General features: G+C 35.3%; 2 protein-coding genes. Both read right to left on the bottom strand.

Translation table 11 applies throughout. The features are described 5' to 3' along the window. Positions 1–269: 269 nt before the first annotated feature. Entirely contained in the window at positions 270–1,178 is a 909-nt protein-coding gene (locus F6K22_RS40785) for a DMT family transporter (protein ID WP_293110855.1), read from the bottom strand. Between the two features lie 98 nt (positions 1,179–1,276). After that, positions 1,277–1,414: a Ycf66 family protein gene (locus F6K22_RS40780; protein ID WP_375340243.1), complete on the bottom strand. Its 138-nt coding sequence runs from the start codon at positions 1,412–1,414 to the stop codon at positions 1,277–1,279. Positions 1,415–1,438 lie beyond the last annotated feature (24 nt).

Raw genomic sequence — 1,438 nt, 5'->3', positions numbered from 1 at the left:
TGCCTTGTAGGGAAGGGGGTTGGGGGAGAGGTCTCCATTGACTCGCTCTTTACCCACATTTTCAAGCTAGACGCGCTACTACTAGCACGTCTAGACTAAAGTTGTAGGTAAAACTTCTCCCCTCTCCTGCTTTTGAGAGGGGTTGGGGGAGAGGTCTTCATTAACTCGCTCTTTACCCACATTTTCAAGCTAGACGCACTACTACACTGATTACTTCCTATTTCCCAAAGTGTGCATTGATTCCTTATTAACATCCTAATTTAAATTGATTATTGAAAAGTAAATAACAAACTAATTCCTACTACTGCCACCAAGACTCCAAAAACTGACCTAATACTTATTTTTTCTCCCATTTGAGCAGCAATAGGAATGATAAATATTGGACTGGTAGCTAAAAGAGTTTGAGCGATACCTGCGGGAGCAAATTTGAGAGAAGTTTGTTGTAACCAAATTGCTAAATAAGTACCGCCAAAAGTTGTAATAAAAATTCCACCTACAAGTTTCACTGACCAATTTATTTCTCCTAATCTTCCCTGTCTGATTCTCTGCACAAGCAACAACAATACAACAATAATTGTGCCTCCAATTAATCTGAATAAAGTGCTCCATAAAGGAATAATATCTGAGGAAAGTAGAGCAAAACGGGAAATAATTATACCAGTAGAATTAGCTATTGCTGCTAATATTGCCCAGACTATTCCTTGTTTAATATTAATATTACTAATTGCTGCACCAGGAGTTCTTTCTGAAATTACCCAAGCTACACCTATTCCTGTAATTAAAATTCCGCACCAAGCACCAAAAGTTAATTGTTCTTCTAAGAAAATTAAACCTAGTAAAGCTGTTATTGGAGGAGATAGAGTTGCCATTAGGAGAGTTCTTCTTGCGCCCATATTTTTGAGGGCAGAAAAAAAAGCAGTATCTCCTAAACCAATACCAATAATACCGCTCATTAGAAATAAATTAATCGTAACTAAGTTTACTTCTGTCTGAAGTTTGCCACTAATAATTAAAGTAAGAAAAATCAGAGCGATCGCTATTAAACCTTTGAATAAATTTAATTTTAAGGGAGATATTTTCTGACCAAGTAAGCTATAAAATGCGGAAGATACTGCCCACAAAAATGCACCACTTAAGGCAGCTAGTTCCCCTTGAAAATTAGTAATTAATTGTTGCATAAAAGAAAGAAGGAAGAAGAAAGAAGGAAGAAGGAGATTTCAACCCTTGGCGGGACATCTTCTGTCAACCAATATCCTTTGAGTATTTTAAAAGTAACTTATTTAGACATAAAATTAAATACAAAATCCTTAATTAACAAGAATATGGACATAATATTTAATAAAAATACTGGGAATGATAATATTGGATCGAGCCTCCATCCTTGAAATATTAAAATCCATCCACACAATAACATTCCTACCGGAACAAAAACTAATTA

It is taken from the genome of Okeania sp. SIO2F4, assembly GCF_010672385.1.
Lineage (GTDB): Bacteria > Cyanobacteriota > Cyanobacteriia > Cyanobacteriales > Microcoleaceae > Trichodesmium.
Note: the sequence above shows the minus strand (reverse complement) of the source record. Positions and strands in the feature narration are given on the sequence as shown.